This window comes from Zhihengliuella salsuginis, from assembly GCF_014651715.1.
GTDB lineage: Bacteria > Actinomycetota > Actinomycetes > Actinomycetales > Micrococcaceae > Zhihengliuella > Zhihengliuella salsuginis.
The window spans coordinates 142,405-158,543 of record NZ_BMXK01000005.1; the positions used below are offsets into that span (position 1 = coordinate 142,405).

Below are 16,139 nucleotides of genomic sequence, written 5' to 3' on the forward strand. Positions count from 1 at the left end.
CCACCAAGAACGCCTGCGCTCTGACTGGCGGTTTCAGCTCGACTCTGCCGGTCCGCGTGACCTTACGATGCCGCCGGCATCGTTGTCCGCCGACGCGTGCCCCGGCCCCCGTGGAGCGCCGCCACCGCGCGGTCGAACGATTCGAGGGCGGTTGCCGGCTCCGCCGAGGCGAACTCCAGAACCCGCGCCGCCCGTCGCTGCCGGGTCGGCGAGTACGATCCCAGTGCCGCGCCCAGTCGCAGCGGCGTCATCAGCGCGTCGTCGTGCAGCACCCGGGCCCGCCGCAAGGCGGCTTCGACGGCGACGACGGCGTCGACCCAGGGGAGTAGGGCCGCGCATTCGACGGCCGTGACCGCCAACGGGGGGACGGCGATGGAGGTCGGGAGGTCGTGCGCGTTCCAGAGGCGGCGGGTCCCGGACGGGGGCAGGGCCTGGTACTGGACGGCGAACCCGAGCGGTCCCGTGCCGGTGGGCCCCAGCCGGCGGCCGGGCAGGGTCCGGGCGAAGCCACGGGTCGGGGCACGGAGGACGACCCGTGGCGGGACGGTGAGGACGGGCAGCCCGTTGAGGAGGGCGGCGGTCTCGACGCCGGCGACCGCGTTCGGAGTGCTCGCGAAGACCGCGTCGACGAAGACCCGGTAGCGGGCGAAGGCATCCATCGCGTCCCATTCCCGGGCCGGAAAGTAGATGCCCGGCCGCAGGCGGAGCAGCTTGCCGGTGTGGTGGCGGTGGCGCACCGCCTCCGTCTCGGCGCGGCGGCGGGGGTCCTCTGAGGTGCGAAGGAAGCGTGTCATGCGACCGATCCTGCTGGACGCGGCACGGCGCCGGTCCTCCGGCCGGCACGTTGGGGACGGCGGCGGCGGACCGGCTCCCTGTGGACGGGGAGTCCGGGGCGGCGCGGAAGTCGATCGACGTCCGCGCCGCCGCCGCCGCACCCGCCCGTCTCCTAGCGTCGGCGGCGCAGGGCCACGATCGCCAGGGCCACTCCGAGCGTGCCCACGATGAGCCCGCCCGTGCCGATCGCGCGCGCCTGCGCGTCGGCGGCGGGCTCGTCCGCAGCGTCCGGTTCCGCGCTGGCGGAGGCACCGGGGTTCGCGACGGCAGCCTCGTCCTCGGCCGCCGTCAGGGTCAGCTGGGGCGCGGGCAGCTCGGGCTCGGTCCCGCCGTCGGCGACCTGGTCCCAGACGTTCCCGCCCTCCGTGCACTCCTGGGCGACGGGGAAGGTCAGCACGTCGCCGGCCTCGCCGTCGAGGGGCAGGAGGGCGGCGATCTCGATCGTGTCGCGCAGCTCGTCCGGCAGCGGTTCGGCAGCCGTGTAGGTGACGGAACGGGGACCGGACTCCTCTGAGACCTCGATGTCCCAGCCGGGCTTGGCGGTCGGCTTCACGCTGCCGATCTCGGCCGGGAAGTCGACGGTCACCGACTCGGTCGGCGAGCCCTCGCAGCCGTGGCCGATCGCGAAGGTCAGCGTCGCGTACTCGCCCACGGCCGTCGTCGACGCGTCGACGCTCACGTGGGCGCTGGCGGCCGCGGGGAACGCGAGGACCGCGGCCGAGGCGAGGACGACACCGGCCGTCGCCCGGCCCGCCGCTCCTTTCCGAGTGCGTGCGGCGGACGTGTTCCGGGCAGGGGAGGTTGACGTGTTCTTGCGCATGGGGATTCTCCTCGAATGCGGGCGCGCGTGCGCTCCGCGGGTGTTGTGGGCGGCCGCGTTCAGGCGGCCGGGTGGAACCGGGGCGAGGGGGCCGCCGGCGGGCCGCGCAGCACGAGCGCGGCGGCGAGGAGGAGGGAGCGCAGCTGGACGGGGGTGGACCCGGTGGCGACGCGCCGGGCCCAGCGCGGGGCCGTCCGGCTCCGCCCGGTGCCGAACAGCAGGGCGCGGACGGGCGCGCCGATCTCGACGACGGCGACGGCGGCCGCAGCCAGCGCCGCGGAGATCGCGCGCGCGGCACGGCGTCCGGCCGTGACGGCGTCGGCCGTCGCGAGTGCGAGGGCGGCCGACATCCGCCGCAGCGCCTGCCACCCGGACCGCAAAACGACCAGTGTCGCGGCACCGGCGAGCAGGTGGGTGCCGAGCATGTGGGTCGCCGGCAGGGCGGAGGCTCCGGCATGGGACGCGTGGGCGGCGGAAGCCGCAGCCTGCTGCAGGGCGCCGGGGTCGAGGTGGTGCGCGTGGGCGGCGGACGCCGTCGTGCCGAGTTCTGCGGAGAGGGCGCCGACGGTGACCTGCGGGGCGATGAACGTGAACGCCGCGTGCAGCAGCACCTGGGCGGCGGCGACGGCGGAGGCCAGCGTCGCCAACGTCACGCGGCGGCCGCCGGCGACCAGGCAGAGCGGGACGGCAACCGCGAAGACGAGGCCCATGACCACGGGGTGCGGGTAGTGGCCTCCGCCGAGGTCGTGCGCGCAGGCCGTCGCGAGCGTGCTGACGAGCGCGGAGACGAGCGCGCGTGCGAGGCGTTCGTGCCGCTCGTGCATGGCGCCTCCGGTCGATGAGAAGGGCCGATGTCGACCCAGCGCGATTCTACGCCGCGTAGAAGTCTGCGTCGAGGCGTGTCGGCGGCCGACTCTGCCCGGATGGCGAAACTCTGCTTTTGTGCGGGCAGAGTCTCGACGTGCGGGCAGAGTCAGGCCGGCGGGTCCATGCTCGGTTGCTCGGTACCGACCGGCGCGGACGTGGTCGCCGAGCGTCCGGATTTTCGGGCCGTCCGCCCGTGCGCTCAGCCGGCGAGCTCGGCCCCCAGCTCGGCCACCGACGGGTAGGACAGGTCCGGGCGGAACGGGAAGGAGGCGACCTCGTCCACGCTCGTGATGCCCGTGTGCACCAGGACCGTGAGCAGGCCGGCCTCCATGCCCGCGACGATGTCGGTGTCCATGCGGTCGCCGATCATCGCCGTCGTCTCCGAGTGGGCGTCGATCCGGTTTAGGGCCGAGCGGAACATCATCGGGTTCGGCTTGCCGACGATGTAGGGGTCCTTCTTCGTCGCTGCCGTGATGAGCGCGGCGACCGCGCCGGTGGCCGGCAGCAGGCCCTCCTTCGAGGGGCCGGTGGCGTCAGGGTTGGTGCAGATGAAGCTGGCGCCGTCCTCGATGAGGCGGATCGCGCGCGTGATCGCCTCGAAGGAGTACGTGCGGGTCTCGCCGAGCACCACGTAGTCCGGCGCGTGGTCGGTCATGATGAAGCCGGCGTCGTGCAGTGCCGTCGTCAGGCCGGCCTCGCCGATCACGTACGCGCGGCCTCCCGGGCGCTGGCGGCGCAGGAACTCGGCGGTCGCGAGCGCGGACGTCCAGATGCTCTCCTCCGGAATGTCGAGCCCCGAGGCCAGGAGGCGGGCGCGCAGATCGCGCGGGGTGAAGATCGAGTTGTTGGTGAGCACCAGGAAGCGCTGGCCGTTGCTCCGCCAGCTGTCGATCAGCTCGGCGGCGCCGGGGATCGCCTGGTTCTCGTGCACCAGGACCCCGTCCATGTCGGTCAGCCAGCATTCGATGTCTCCGACGGTGCGTTCGGTCCAATCGGGGGTCTTCGCGGTCATGCGGGGGTCCTCTCACTAGCGAAGGATGAAGGGTTCAGGGGCGGTGCTCCGGGGTGCGGGTCCGGTCAGGTGAAGACCGTGCGCTGGGTGCCGAGGCCCTCGATCTCGGTCTCCAGTACGTCGCCGGCCCGCAGCCACGGGCGGCGCCCGGTCTCCGGGTCCTTCCGGCCCAGTGCGACGCCGGCCGGCGTGCCCGTGAGGATCAGGTCTCCGGGGCGCAGGGTCACCATGGTCGAACAGTAGGCGACGAGGGCCTCGGGGGTGAAGATCAAGTCGCCCGTCGAGTCCTGCTGGACGACGTGGCCGTTCACGCGGGTCTCGATCTTCGCGCCGGGTGAGAACTCGTCCGTGGTCACGAGGTACGGGCCCACCGGGGTGGAGGCCTCCCAGCACTTGCCCTGGGTCCACTCGGGGGTGCGGCCCTGCCAGCCGCGCATCGAGACGTCGTTGGAGACCGCGTAGCCGGCGATCGCGGCGCCGGCGTCGGGCTCGGCGATGCGGCGTCCGCCCGTGCCGATGACGATCGCGAGCTCGCCCTCCCAGTCGATCCGGTGCTCCTCGGCGGGGATCTCGACGGAGTCGTTCGCGCCGCAGAGGGAGTCCGCGAACTTGGTGAAGATCGTCGGATAGGCGGGGATCTCGTTGCCGGTCTCGAGCGCGTGGTTGCGGTAGTTCAGCCCGATGCAGAAGATCTTCGACGGGGTCGGGACCAGAGGGGCGAAGTCCGCGTCGGCGACCGGGGTGCCGCTCTTGCCGCCGGTGTCCGTCAGGGCCTCGGCGCGGTCCGCGTCGGGGGCGGCGAGGAAGGTGCCGACGTCGTCGTACCCGACGAGTTCGAGGGCGCGCCCGTCCTCGATCAGGGCGGCGAAGGTCGCACCCGGCTGGCCGTCTCGGCGGATCGTGGCAAGTCTCATGCCACCATCACAGCACAATCAGGCCCGGCGCGGGGCCTTCGCCGTCGGAATCGGGCGCGGATTTCTAGCGCTGCTCGTCCGGCCGTGGGCCCTCGGGCCGCTGGTCGTCGTCCCGCGCCGCGTCGGTCGTCCGTGGCTCCTCCGGGGCGGGGGCGGGCTCGGGCTCAGCCGCGGGTCGGGGTGCTGCTGCGGGCTCGGGGTCCGGCGCGGGAGCGGGCCGGGGTGCCGCTGCCGGCTCGGCTGCCGGAGGGGGCGCCGGGGCCGGGGCCGGGTTCGGGGCCGGGGCCGGGGACGCTGCCGGCGGGGCCGGCTGCGGAGTTCCCCCAGCGGGAGGTGCGGGCCGGCCGGCGCCGGCCGGGCCGACGTCGTACTGCGCCCCCTCGGGCTTGGGCTCGAGGACCATGAACACCAGCAGCGCGATCTGCCCGAGGAACGGCACCAGGCCGATCAGGGCCAGGAAGCCGGAGAATCCGGCGTCGTGCAGGCGGCGGACGATCAGCGCGACGCTGGGCACGATGGTCGCCAGGGAGAACAGGACCGACAGGACGGTGCCCAGGACCGGAATGGCGTTCAGGACGACGTGGACCACGGTCAGCACCAGGGCCACCCACCAGAACTCGGAGCGGCTGGAGCGGCCCGTGAAGACCACGTAGTTCTGCAGGAAGCGGTCCAGTGCCTGCAGGGTGGTGGCCCCGTAGAGCGGTTTGTCGAGCGGCGGTTCGGCGGCGGGATCTTTGACCAGACGGAGATTCTCGAACACGGCGTGCCTTCCAGGTGGAGGGTGTTGCCCGCCGGCCGAGCGGCCGGCGGGAGATGGTTCTCAGAGTTGCGGTTCCGGCGGGTTGTCGAAGAAGTTGACGGGGGCGTCGCCGGGCTGGCCGATGTCGTACCTGGCCCCCGCGGCGCGGGACGGCATGACCGCGAGGATCAGGACGGCCGCGGTGCCGAACCCCGGCACCAGGTTCAGCAGCAGCAGCCAGGCGGACAGGCCGGCGTCGTGCAGGCGGCGGCACGTGAGCGCCACGGACGGGATGAGCAGGGCCAGGCCGAACAGGACGGAGAGCACTTCGCCGAGCCCGGGCACCCAGGAGAGCAGCGCCCCCGTGAGGAACACGATGAGCGCCACCCACCAGAACTCGGAGCGGCTGGCGCGGCCGGTGAAGACGAAGAAGTTCTGCAGGAAGCGGTCCAGGGCCTGCTGGACCGACGCCTCGTAGAGCGGGCGGTTCAGCGGCGGTTCGGTCGAGGGGTCCCGGACCAGGCGGAAGTTCTCGAACATGGCGGCCTCCCTAGGTCTCGCGTGGCGGGTTCGGTCCGTCCCCGGCGGGCGGGGACGACGGCGGTGCCGGCCAGTTGCCTGCGGTCGGGTTCTCCGGTGGCCGGGTCGGGTCGGGCGGCAGGTGCGGCTGGCTGCCGGGGTAGCCGCCGTACGGGTAGGGGGAGAGCAGGAAAGGCGCGTTGGGCGCGGGCGGGTAGCCGTACGGCGGGTCGTCGAAGCGGGCGCCCTCGGGCACGGAGGGCAGGACGGTGAAGACCAGCACCGCGATGCTGCCACCCGGGGCCAGGTTGAGCAGGTACCACCAGCCGGAGAAGCCGGCGTCGTGCAGGCGGCGCACGGTGACCGCGATGGTCGGGACCAGGACGGCGAGGCCGGCGAGTGCCATGACGCCGTAGAAGGCGGTCGCGACGCCGAGCGCGCCGAACCCGACGGCATCCCCGGCGGCCGGATCGTCGAGGGCGGCGAAGTCCGTGGCGGCCGCGAACATGCCGACGGTGATGACCATGATCAGCAGGAAGACCATCGAGAGGGCGAAGAACGCGAGCGACACCCACCAGAATTCGCTGCGGCTGGCGCGGCCGGTGAAGTCGGCGTACTTCGTGAAGAAGCGCTTGACCGCCTGAACCATCGTGGCGCCGTACAGGGGCTGCCCGCGCGGCGGCTCGGCGTTCGTCGCGTAGGTGCTCATCTGGGTCCCTCCGGTCCTCGAGCGATTCCCTACTCCCAAGATACGCCGCCTGCGGCGCTGCTGCTACGGGGGTTGTGCCCGATCGGACCCGGATCGGCGCCGGCGGGCGCCGCGGGCGGGGAGCTCGTCGAAGAACAACTCCTCGATCGTCGCGCCGTAGAGCTGCGCGAGGCCGTGGGCCAGCTTCAGCGTCGGCTCGAACTTCCCCCGCTCGATCGAGTTGATGGTCTGCCGGGAGACACCGAGCCGGACGGCGGCCTGGGCCTGCGTCAGGCCGAGCAGGTTCCGCGCCTCCAGCAGGCGGGCGCGCGGCGGGGGCGGGTCAGGCATTGCTGCGCGCGATCCCGTAGCGGGCCCAGTAGTCGGCGGCGACGAGCCCGACGTACCCCAGCAGCAGCCAGGCGACGACGACGCGTGCCGGATCCGAGTAGAGCATGACGGCCCACACCGCGATGGCGGCGATGAAGGCGTCCCGGAAGGCGAGTGCCGCGGTCGGCAGGTGGGCCAGCCAGGCGGGGGACACGTTGCTCTCGACCCGCCAGGCGGCGGCCGCGATGAGCGCCCCGAGGGAGCCGACGGCCAGGAGGATCAGTTGCAGGGCGGGGCTTCTCATGGTCCCACCGTCCGTTCCCGCGCCCGCTGTGTCAAGTGGACTTGACACGAAACAGCCCGCTGTGACCCCTTGTGTCCGATGTCACCGAACTTTGCACTTGTGCAATTTTGCATGAGTGCATAAATTATTAGTTGTGCAAAGCAATCAATCTGAACTCTCGTTGCGCGAACGCAACCGCGTCGAGACCTGGAATGCCGTCCACGACGCGGCGTCCTCTATCGCGCTCGACGACGGTCTGGCCGCCGCGACCATCGAGGCCATCGCCGCGCGGGCGGGCATCTCCCGGCGCACGTTCTTCAACTACTTCCCCACCAAGGAGGACGCGATCCTCGGGACGCAGCCTCCCGTCGTCGGAGACGACGCGATCGAGCGGTTCCGCGCCTCCGGCGACGACCTCCTGGTCCGCACCGTCAACCTGCTCGCCTCGGTCCTGTCCACATCGTTCGTCAGCGGCAGCATGGCCCGGCGCCGCGTCGTCGTCAAGGCCCGCCCCGAGCTGCGCGAACGCGTCATCCAGCACGTGTCCGACGCCGAGGAGCTGGTCACCCAGGTGCTGCACGAGCGCATCGCCGACGGCGTCGACGGGTCGGCGATCGACACCCTGCCCGATCCCGAGCAGTCGCCGCGCGCCCTGATCATGCTGGCCGGCGTGATCACCAAGTTCGCCTTCTCCAATTTCCAGGACGCGGGCCGCGGCGACCTCGAGCCGCACCTCGCAGACTCCATCGCCACTTTCCGAAAGGTCGTCGAAGCAACACGATGAGCACTCCACCAGACAGCAAGACAGCGCCCACTGCTGCGGGCGAGCCGAAGCAGCACCTGGGGATGATCTTCGGCGCGCTGATCATGGCGATGCTGCTCGCCTCCCTCAACCAGACCGTGCTCGCCACCGCACTGCCGACGATGGTCGGCGAGCTCAACGGCGTCGAGCACATGGCCTGGGTCATCACCGCCTACATCCTCGCGTCCACGGTGATGATGCCCGTCTACGGCAAGCTCGGCGACATGTTCGGGCGCAAGGTGCTGCTGGTCGGCGCGATCGCCGTGTTCGTGGCCGGTTCCGTCCTGGGCGCCCTGGCCCAGGACATGAACCTGCTCATCGCCGCCCGCGCCGTGCAGGGTCTCGGCGGCGGCGGTCTGATCATCCTGTCGCAGGCGATCATCGCCGACGTGGTGCCCGCCCGCGAGCGCGGCAAGTACATGGGAGTCATGGGCGGCGTCTTCGCTGTCTCCTCAGTGGCCGGGCCGCTGCTCGGCGGCTGGCTGACCGAGGGCCCCGGCTGGCGGTGGGCGTTCTGGATGAACGTGCCGCTCGGGCTCCTGGCCATCGCCGCCGCCGCGTTCCTGATCCGCCTGCCGAAGCCGTCGGCCGAGGGCCGTGGCCGCATCGACTACCTCGGCATGGCGCTGCTGGCAGCGACGACAGCGGCGATCGTGCTCTTCGCGACCTGGGGCGGGAACACCTACGCGTGGACCGACCCGGTGATCCTGTCGCTGATGGCGGGCGCCGTGATCGGAGCCGCGTTGTTCGTGTGGGTCGAGTCCCGGGCGGCCGAGCCCGTCATGCCGCTGCTGCTGTTCAAGAACCGCAACTTCAACCTGACCACGGTCGCCGGTCTGGCCGTCGGCGTCATGATGTTCGGCGCCCTTGCCTACATGCCGACCTATCTGCAGATGGTCACCGGCTTCGGCCCGACCGAGGCCGGCCTGCTGATGATCCCGATGATGGGCTGCATGCTGGCCACGTCGGTCCTCATGGGCCGCCGCATCTCGGCGACGGGCCGCTACAAGCAGATCATGCTCGTCGGCACGCTGATCATCGGGCTGGGCCTGGGCGGGCTGTCCACGATCCACGCCGACACCCCGGTCGTCCTGGTCTGCATCTACCTGGGTGTGATGGGCATCGGCCTCGGCGCCACCATGCAGAACCTGACCCTCGTCGCGCAGAACTCGTTCCCGCTGCGCTTCGTGGGGACGGCGACGGCGTCGTCGAACTACTTCCGCCAGGTCGGCGCGACGCTCGGGTCGGCCGTCGTCGGATCCCTCTTCGCGAGCCGCCTGACCAGCGAGCTGGCGAGCACGCTCCCGGCCGACGCGGCCTCGTCCGGCGCCTCGGGCGGTTCGCTCACGCCGGCCCTGGTGACGAGCCTGCCGGAGCCGCTGCACACGCTGATCATCGAGGCGTACAACCACGCGCTGATCCCGCTGTACCTGTGGATCGCGCCGCTGGCGATCGTCGCGTTCGTGCTGCTCTGCTTCGTCGAGGAGAAGGAGCTCGCCACCAAGCTCGAGCGGTAGGATCGTCCCGACACCGCGACGGGAGGCACGCATGCTGCACGTCCGGCGCCGCCGGCGCCTGCTGATGCCCGCCTGCCTGCTGGCCGCGGTCCTCGTCGCCTGCTTCTCGCACGCGCTCTCCGCCGACGGCGGCCCGGGGCACGCCCCGCCGGCCGCCGCCGTTTCCCAGCACGACGGCGCCGCGCATCAGCCGCTCGCGTCCGCGGCCCCCGCCGAGGGGACCGGGTGCGGGCACGGGTGCTCCGCGGACGCCGCGGCCGGCGCCCTGATGTGCGCGATGGCGGCCGTCGCCGCGATCGGCGTCCTGCTGCTCGCCCGTCGGGAGCGGCTCCTGCCGCCCTTGCCGGCGCTCGCCGTCCTGCCGCGCACCTGGAGCCCGACGCCCGCCGTGCCGCGGCCGCCGTCGTTGTCCGCGCTCTGCATTAGCCGGACGTAGGCCGGCATCCGGCCGCCCCGCAGCGGGCGGCGGACGCCAGTGCCGAGACGACGACAAGGAACACCATGAATTTTTCACGCACCCCTGCCCGCGCCCTTGCGCCGGCCGCCCTGCTCGCCCTTCTGCTCTCCGCATGCGCGCCGGCCGAGGAGCCGGCGACCCCGGCCGACGGGTCCCCGGCGACGGCGAGCCCGAGCGCCCCGCCCGCGTCCGACGCCGCCGGCGACGGGACCGCGGAGAACGGCCCGGCCGACTTCGGGCACATCCACGGCCTGCACCCCGACGGCGACGAACTCCTCATCGCCAGCCACCACGGCCTCTTCGCCGCCGGCCTGGACGGTGTCGGCGCGGACGGGTTGATGCCGGACGGCAGCGGCCCGGAGTCCCGCGGGCCGCTCATCGATCTGATGGGCTTCACGGCCGGCGACGGCGCGCTCTACGCGTCCGGCCATCCTGGCGCGGGCACGGACCTGCCGAACCCGGTCGGCCTGCTGCGCTCGGACGACGGCGGCGCCACCTGGGAGCCGCTCTCCCGCACCGGCCAGTCCGACTTCCACGCCCTGACCGCCGCGTCCGGCGCCGTGGTCGGCTTCGACGGCGCCCTGGTGCGCACCGAGGACGGCGAGAACTGGGAGAGCGTCGAGGGGCCGGACGCGTTCGCGCTCGCCGGGCATCCGGAGGGGGAGGCCGTCCTCGCGACCACGCAGGACGGGATCTGGCGCTCGGAGGACGCCGGGAAGAGTTGGACGGAGCCGTCCGGCGGGCCCCTGCTGCAGTACATCGCGTTCGGCGACGCGGACACGGCTGTCGGCATCGCCCCGGACGGGGCGATCCACGTCAGCGGGGACGCCGGCGCCAGCTGGGAGGCCGCCGGCGACGCCGGCGAGGCGCCTGGTGCGATCGCCGCCGACGTGCGCGACGGGCAGCTGCACGTCTGGGCGGCGGTGGGCTCCGCCGTCGTGCACTCCGCCGACGGCGGGGCCACCTTCAACGGTTGACCGTGCTCAGCGCAGCCGGGCGTTCTCCAGCACGGGGATCGCGGCGCGGGCGGCGTCCACCTGGTCCGGGTCGATGTCGACGAGGAGCAGGCCCTCGGCGCCGTCGAGGCGCTGGATGACCTCGCCCTTCGGGCCGATCGCCGCGGACCGGCCGATGCCCAGCGGCGTCGAGTCCGGGGCCTCGATGCCGCGCGTCGCCGGGTCCGCCTGCCCGCAGGCGAGCACGTAGGAGGTGCTGTCCAGGGCGCGGGCGGCGGTCAGCAGGTCCCACTGGCGGGCCTTGTCCGGCCCCGCGCCCCACGAGGCACAGACGAGTTGCACCTGCGCCCCGGCACGCGCGTTGGCGGCGAACAGGGCCGGGAAGCGCACGTCGTAACACGTGGCCAGGCCGAACGTCAGGCCCCCGAGCGCGAACGTCGCGGGCGTCTCGCCGGGGGCCACGGCGTCGGACTCCTTGAAGCCGAACGCGTCGAAGAGGTGGATCTTGTCGTAGGCGGCCTCGATTCCGTCGCCGGTCGCGAGCAGCGTGTTGCGGATGCGGCCGCCGTCGCCCGGCGTGAAGAGACCCACGACGACGGCGATGCCCACCTCCGTGGCGATCTCGCGGACCCGCTGGGCCCACGGGCCGTCGAGCGGTTCGGCGACGGCGTTCAGGTCGTTGCCGAACGCGGCCATCGTGGCCTCGGGGAAGACCACCAGCTCGGCGCCGGCGGCGCGGGCCTCGCGGGCCCGCCCGGCGACGGTCTCCAGGTTCTCGGCCGGGGTGGACGAACTGAGGATCTGGGCGAGGGCGATTCTCAACGTGGTGCTCCTGACGAATTCTTCGAACGGCGCGTGCTCGTGCGGCGGGCGGCGTTCCGCGACCGCACGCCCGCGCACGATCCGATCCTACGCGGGCGTCCCGGTCACCGTCCCGGATCCGGCAGCGTCTCGCGGGAGATGTCCACGACGGCGGTGAGGGCGGGGTTCGCGTCGTCGCGCCGCCAGATCATCCGGACCTGCACCGGATCCGGTGCGGGCGCGAGGGGACGGAACGCGACTCCGGGGGCCGGCGTGTGCTCCCGGACGCTCGAGAGCGTGAGCGAGACGCCCATCCGCGCGCCGACCAGGACCATGATCGTCCACGAGTCGGGCGCCGTCTGCAGGCGCCTCGGCGCGAACCCGGCGTTGAGCGCGAGCGTGTGCATCCGGTTGGTCAGGGTGCCCCGGGCGCCGCCCGGGAGGACGATCCACGCCTCGTCAGCGAGGTCCTCCGCCCGCACGGCGTCCTCGGCGGCGAGGCGGTGCCCCTCCGGAAGGGCCACGAGGAGCTGCTCCTTCGCGACGAGCCGGGAGTCGACGGCCGGCGGCAGGTGGTCCCAGCGTCCCAGGACCACGTCGAGGTTGCCGGCCAGGACGCGTTCGAGGCCGACGTGGGAGAACTGCGAGCTGTGCAGCTCCAGATCGATGCCCGGCCGCCGGGCGCGCACCTCCCGCGCCAGGTCGCCGACCAGGTCGTTGACGGAGCCGCCCGCGAACCCCAGCGCCACGCGTCCCGTGGACCCGTCGAGGCTGTCGCGCACGATCGAGGCCATCGACTCCGAGATCCGCACCAGCTCGCGTGCCGGCTCGACGAGCGCCGCCCCCTGCGGGGAGAGCTCGACGTGGCGGGTGCTGCGGTCGAACAGGTCGGCGCCCAGCTCCGCCTCCATGCGGCGGATCATCCGGCTCAGCGGCGGCTGGGCCATGTGCAGGGACTGGGCCGCCCGGCCGAAGTGCAGGTGCTCGGCGACCGCCAGGAACGCCCGGGCCTGATGGACCTCCACGGGGCTACTGAACCCCCTGCCTGAACGCGTTGTGGCCGGTCAGGTGGTGGCCGAGGATCAGCGTGTGGACCTCGTCGGTTCCCTCGTACGTCCGCACCGACTCCAGGTTGTTCGCGTGGCGCAACGGCGAGTAGTCGCCGGTGATCCCGTTGCCGCCGAGGATCGTCCGGGCCTCGCGGCACACCTCGATCGCGGTCCGGCAGTTGTTCAGCTTGCCCGAGGAGATGAGCGGCTTCGGCAGGGCCCCAGCGTCCTTGAGTCGGCCGATGTGGATCGCGAGCAGCTGGGCCTTCTGGACCTCGAGGGCCAGGTCCACGAGCTTGCGCTGCGTCAGCTGGTAGGAGGCCAGCGGCTGGCCGAACGGGGTGCGCTCCTGGGCGTAGCCGGCGGCCTGCGTCAACGCGTCGCGGGCCGCGCCGACGACGCCCCAGACGATCCCGTACCGGGCCTCGTCGAGGCATGCCAGCGGCCCGGCGAGCCCCGGGTGCTCCGGCAGCAGCGCGTCGAGGGGCAGGCGCACGTCCGTGAGCTCGACGTCGCACTGGATGGACGCGCGCATGGACAGCTTGCCCCCGATCGGCTCGGCCCTGAACCCGGGCGTGTCCGTCGGGACGATGAAGCCGCGGACGCGCTCGCGCCCGCCGTCGACGGAGGCCTTCGCCCAGATGATCGCGACGTCGGCGATCGTCGCCAGCCCGATCCACCGCTTGGACCCGTTGAGCACCCACTCGCCGCCGGACGCGGCGGCCGTCGTCGTCATGGCGCCGGGGTCCGAGCCCGCCGCGGGCTCGGTGAGCCCGAAGCAGCCGATGATCTCGCCGCGCGCCATGGGTGGCAGCCACCGGGTCTTCTGCTCCTCGGAGCCGTGCCGGTGGATCGCGGTCATCGCCAGCGACCCCTGCACGGAGACGAACGTGCGCAGCCCCGAGTCGCCGGCCTCCAGCTCCTGCGCCGCCAGGCCGTAGTCGACGGCGGTGCGGCCGGCGCATCCGTACCCGTCCAAGTGCATGCCGAGCAGCCCGAGCTCGCCGAACTCCGGGACGAGCTCACGCGGGAAGTGCGCCGACTCGTACCAGTCGGCGATGTTCGGCCGCACGCGGCGGTCCACGAACTCGCGGACCTCGTCCCGGCGGGCCAGCTCGTCGTCGCCGAACGCCGACGGGCATTCGAGCATCTCGGCCAGGGCTGCGCCGGTGCTGGCGGTCTCGGTCATGGGGGTCCTTCCTCGGTGCGCGAACGGTGCGTGAGGCCAGCATGTCGGACGGCGGGACCCGGTGGGAACCACCCCGCACATATATGTCACATGGGTATCAATCGAACCGTGATTCGGTATTTCAGCTTATCGGTCGAATCCGACAGGATGGAGACCACCCACGATCAAGGAGGCGGCGATGCCCCGCAGCACCGACGAACCAGCCGGCCCCGGCCAGGCGCGCACGGGACCGCTCGCCGGCGTCGTCGTCGCGGATCTCAGCCGCGTCCTCGCGGGCCCCTACGCCACCATGCTGCTCGCCGACATGGGCGCCACCGTGATCAAGGTGGAGAGCCCCGCCGGCGACGACACCCGCGCCTGGTCCCCGCCCGAGCGCGACGGCGAGAGCACCTACTTCCTGGCGGCGAACCGGAACAAGCACTCGATCGCGCTCGACTTCTCCGACCCCGCCGACCGCCGCGTGCTGGACGACGTCCTGTCCCGCGCCGACATCCTCGTCGAGAACTTCCGGCCCGGGTCGCTGGCGCGTCACGGCCTCGACTTTGAGACGCTCGCGGCCCGGCACCCGCGGCTGGTCTACACGTCGATCACCGGGTTCGGCACCGACGCCGGCGCCGGGCTGCCCGGCTACGACCTCCTGGCCCAGGCGGCCTCCGGCTTCATGTCCGTCACGGGCGAGGCGGACGGCGAGCCGATGCGCGCCGGCGTCGCGCTCTTCGACGTGATCACGGGACTGCACGCCGCCGTCGGCACCCTCGCCGCGTACACCGAGGCGCAGGCCTCGGGACGCGGCCAGCACGTCGAGTTCGACCTGCTGACCTCGGCCCTCTCCGGGCTCGTGAACCAGTCCTCGGCGTACGTCGCCGGCGGGGCCGTGCCGCAGCGGATGGGCAACGACCACCCGAGCCTCTTCCCCTACGGGCCGTTCGCGGCCCGCGACGGGCGGATCGTGATCGCCGTCGGCAACGACGCGCAGTTCGTCCGGCTGTGCGCGGTGCTGGGGCTCGACGACGCGGCCGCCGACGAGCGCTTCGCGACATCGCACGCCCGGAGCGTGAACCGCGAGGCCCTGCGGCCGCTGCTCGCCGGGCGGCTCGCCTCCCGCGACGCGCAGGACTGGTTCGAGCGGCTGCGCGCTGCGCAGGTCCCGTGCGCCCCGATCCTCTCGATCGCCGGCGGCGTGGAGTTCGCCGAGAGCCTGGGCCTGAACCCGGTCGTCGAGGCCGGCGACGGCGAGCGGCGGATCCCCACGGTGCGGAACCCGGCCACGTTCTCCCGGACCCCGGTCGATCACGCGGGCGCCCCGCCGCGGCTCGACGCCGACCGGGCGGCGGTGCTGGCCTGGCTCGACGGCGCCCCGGCCGCGCCGTCGTCGCACCGCGACTGACGCCCCGCCCGCCCGGGTGCCCTACCCGGTGATCACGCGCACCGGAGCGCCGGCCGCCCACGCCTGCACGTCCTCGAGGGCGTCCTGGTAGAAGATCCGGTACTGCTCGCGCGTGACGTAGCCGATGTGCGGGGTGAGCAGGGTGCGCGGCGCGTCCAGGAGCCGGTGCCCGGGCTGGAGCGGCTCGTCGTCGTACACGTCCAGGGCGGCGCCTCCGAGGTCCCCCTCGGCCAGGGCCCCGAGCAGTGCGTCGGTGTCCACGACGCCGCCGCGGGACGTGTTGACCAGCAGGCCGTCGGGGCCCAGCGCCTCGAGCTCGGCGCGGCCGACGAGGTGCCGCGTCCGCTCCGACAGCCGGGTCGTGACGACCACGATGTCCGACTCCGCGAACAGGTCCCGCTTGTCGACGCGGCGCGCGCCGGCGGCCGCGGCCAGCTCGTCCGTCAGGTTCGCGCTCCACGCGAGCACGTCCATGCCGAAGGCGCGGGCGTAGCCGGCGATCCGGGTGCCGATCTTCCCGAGGCCCAGGATCCCGAGCGTCCGGCCGGCCAGTTCGCGGCCGACGCCGGTCTGCCAGCGGCCCTCCCGCAGGGCGGCCTGCTGGCCCGGGATGTCGCGCACCGCCGCCATGATCAGCGCCCACGTCAGCTCCGGTGCGGCGGCGGGGGAGGCCCCGGTGCCGCAGACGGTGATGCCGGCCTCGTTCGCGGCGGCGACGTCGATGGAGGCGTTGCGCGCCCCGGTGGTGACCAGCAGCTCGAGCTCGGGCAGCTGCTGCAGCAGGTCCCGGTCGAACGCCGTCCGCTCCCGCATGGCCACGACGGCGGTGAACCCGGCCAGCGCGGCGGCCAGCTCGCGTCCGCGCAGGTGGCGGCGGATCGGGTGGACCTCCCAGCCGGAGAGGTCCTCCCAGTTGGCGACGTCGCGCGCGACGTCCTGGTAGTCGTCCAAGAGTGCGAGTTTCCGCGTCATGGC

At 73.1% G+C, this 16,139-nt stretch carries 19 protein-coding genes; 5 read left to right on the plus strand and 14 right to left on the minus strand.

Annotated elements, in window-relative coordinates; translation table 11 throughout:
* Nucleotides 1-62 precede the first annotated feature (62 nt).
* The 10 genes from IE069_RS06925 to IE069_RS06970 all read right to left on the minus strand — a co-directional run bounded on the left by IE069_RS06925 (nt 63) and on the right by IE069_RS06970 (nt 7,027).
* Nucleotides 63-794 (minus strand): hypothetical protein, encoded by a 732-nt coding sequence (locus IE069_RS06925; protein WP_189349394.1) that lies wholly within the window; start codon nt 792-794, stop codon nt 63-65.
* A gap of 152 nt (nt 795-946) precedes the next feature.
* The gene (locus tag IE069_RS06930; RefSeq protein ID WP_189349395.1) at nt 947-1,654 is read right to left on the minus strand and encodes a YcnI family copper-binding membrane protein; all 708 of its coding nucleotides are present in this window, start codon (nt 1,652-1,654) and stop codon (nt 947-949) included.
* Between the two features lie 59 nt (nt 1,655-1,713).
* Entirely contained in the window at nt 1,714-2,478 is a 765-nt protein-coding gene (locus tag IE069_RS06935; protein ID WP_189349396.1) for a hypothetical protein, read from the minus strand.
* 242 nt (nt 2,479-2,720) lie between these two features.
* Nucleotides 2,721-3,467, minus strand: coding sequence for an HAD-IIA family hydrolase (locus tag IE069_RS06940; protein ID WP_229791013.1), 747 nt, complete (start codon nt 3,465-3,467; stop codon nt 2,721-2,723).
* 131 nt (nt 3,468-3,598) lie between these two features.
* Nucleotides 3,599-4,447, minus strand: coding sequence for a fumarylacetoacetate hydrolase family protein (locus IE069_RS06945; RefSeq protein ID WP_189349398.1), 849 nt, complete (start codon nt 4,445-4,447; stop codon nt 3,599-3,601).
* A gap of 64 nt (nt 4,448-4,511) precedes the next feature.
* Complete coding sequence (locus tag IE069_RS15600; protein ID WP_229791000.1) at nt 4,512-5,207, minus strand: DUF805 domain-containing protein; 696 nt, start codon at nt 5,205-5,207, stop codon at nt 4,512-4,514.
* Between the two features lie 60 nt (nt 5,208-5,267).
* On the minus strand, nt 5,268-5,726 hold the full coding sequence (locus tag IE069_RS06955; RefSeq protein ID WP_189349399.1) for a DUF805 domain-containing protein: 459 nt from the start codon (nt 5,724-5,726) through the stop codon (nt 5,268-5,270).
* Nucleotides 5,727-5,736: 10 nt separating this feature from the next.
* Nucleotides 5,737-6,414 (minus strand): DUF805 domain-containing protein, encoded by a 678-nt coding sequence (locus tag IE069_RS06960; protein ID WP_189349400.1) that lies wholly within the window; start codon nt 6,412-6,414, stop codon nt 5,737-5,739.
* A gap of 63 nt (nt 6,415-6,477) precedes the next feature.
* Nucleotides 6,478-6,744 carry a helix-turn-helix transcriptional regulator gene (locus IE069_RS06965; protein ID WP_189349401.1) on the minus strand — a complete coding sequence of 89 codons (267 nt, stop codon included), beginning with the start codon at nt 6,742-6,744 and terminating at the stop codon, nt 6,478-6,480.
* Nucleotides 6,737-7,027 (minus strand): hypothetical protein, encoded by a 291-nt coding sequence (locus IE069_RS06970; protein WP_189349402.1) that lies wholly within the window; start codon nt 7,025-7,027, stop codon nt 6,737-6,739. Before IE069_RS06970 ends, IE069_RS06965 begins: the two co-directional genes overlap by 8 nt.
* 133 nt (nt 7,028-7,160) lie before the next feature.
* On the opposite strand from IE069_RS06970, the gene IE069_RS06975 reads away from it, so the two are divergent.
* The 4 genes from IE069_RS06975 (at nt 7,161) to IE069_RS06990 (ending at nt 10,759) form a co-directional block, all read left to right on the plus strand.
* Nucleotides 7,161-7,790: a TetR family transcriptional regulator gene (locus IE069_RS06975; protein ID WP_189349403.1), complete on the plus strand. Its 630-nt coding sequence runs from the start codon at nt 7,161-7,163 to the stop codon at nt 7,788-7,790.
* Nucleotides 7,787-9,325: an MDR family MFS transporter gene (locus IE069_RS06980; RefSeq protein ID WP_189349404.1), complete on the plus strand. Its 1,539-nt coding sequence runs from the start codon at nt 7,787-7,789 to the stop codon at nt 9,323-9,325. Before IE069_RS06975 ends, IE069_RS06980 begins: the two co-directional genes overlap by 4 nt.
* Nucleotides 9,326-9,356: 31 nt before the next feature.
* Nucleotides 9,357-9,761 (plus strand): hypothetical protein, encoded by a 405-nt coding sequence (locus IE069_RS06985; RefSeq protein ID WP_189349405.1) that lies wholly within the window; start codon nt 9,357-9,359, stop codon nt 9,759-9,761.
* Between the two features lie 65 nt (nt 9,762-9,826).
* Nucleotides 9,827-10,759, plus strand: a complete 933-nt coding sequence (locus IE069_RS06990) for a F510_1955 family glycosylhydrolase (protein ID WP_189349406.1) — start codon at nt 9,827-9,829, stop codon at nt 10,757-10,759.
* 6 nt (nt 10,760-10,765) lie between these two features.
* Here IE069_RS06990 and IE069_RS06995 read toward each other — a convergent pair whose 3' ends face one another.
* The 3 genes from IE069_RS06995 to IE069_RS07005 form a co-directional block, all read right to left on the minus strand.
* Entirely contained in the window at nt 10,766-11,560 is a 795-nt protein-coding gene (locus tag IE069_RS06995) for a carbon-nitrogen hydrolase family protein (RefSeq protein ID WP_189349545.1), read from the minus strand.
* A 104-nt stretch (nt 11,561-11,664) separates the two neighbouring features.
* Nucleotides 11,665-12,564 carry a LysR family transcriptional regulator gene (locus tag IE069_RS07000; RefSeq protein WP_189349407.1) on the minus strand — a complete coding sequence of 300 codons (900 nt, stop codon included), beginning with the start codon at nt 12,562-12,564 and terminating at the stop codon, nt 11,665-11,667.
* Between the two features lie 4 nt (nt 12,565-12,568).
* The gene (locus IE069_RS07005; protein WP_229791014.1) at nt 12,569-13,738 is read right to left on the minus strand and encodes an acyl-CoA dehydrogenase family protein; all 1,170 of its coding nucleotides are present in this window, start codon (nt 13,736-13,738) and stop codon (nt 12,569-12,571) included.
* A gap of 217 nt (nt 13,739-13,955) precedes the next feature.
* Between IE069_RS07005 and IE069_RS07010 the strand changes: the two genes are divergently transcribed.
* Nucleotides 13,956-15,164 (plus strand): CaiB/BaiF CoA transferase family protein, encoded by a 1,209-nt coding sequence (locus IE069_RS07010; RefSeq protein WP_189349409.1) that lies wholly within the window; start codon nt 13,956-13,958, stop codon nt 15,162-15,164.
* A 21-nt stretch (nt 15,165-15,185) separates the two neighbouring features.
* On the opposite strand, the gene IE069_RS07015 is transcribed toward IE069_RS07010, so the two are convergent.
* Nucleotides 15,186-16,136, minus strand: coding sequence for a D-2-hydroxyacid dehydrogenase family protein (locus IE069_RS07015; protein WP_189349410.1), 951 nt, complete (start codon nt 16,134-16,136; stop codon nt 15,186-15,188).
* Nucleotides 16,137-16,139 lie beyond the last annotated feature (3 nt).